A 219-nucleotide genomic window follows, 5' to 3' on the forward strand; every position below is an offset into this window, starting at 1 on the left:
TGAAGAGCGCGCAGTTTGCCGCGATGAATTCGAACCAGCTGACCGGCCTGACCACCGAGCAGATCGTCGCGATGAACTCGACCCACTTCGGCGCGCTCAACTCGACCCAGTTCAACGCGCTGTCGACCAACAACATCGCCGCGATCGAGACCGCTGACATCGTTGGCCTGAAAACCAGCATCATCTCGTCGCTGAGCAGCGAGCAGTTCAAAGCGCTGG

General features: G+C 59.8%; 1 protein-coding gene. It reads left to right on the forward strand.

Features of this window, described 5'->3' with window-relative positions:
- A partial coding sequence (locus KW842_RS27955; protein WP_218307319.1) for a hypothetical protein occupies positions 1-219 on the forward strand: 219 nt, incomplete at both ends.

The organism is Duganella sp. sic0402 (assembly GCF_019219065.1).
Classification (GTDB): Bacteria; Pseudomonadota; Gammaproteobacteria; order Burkholderiales; family Burkholderiaceae_D; genus Rugamonas.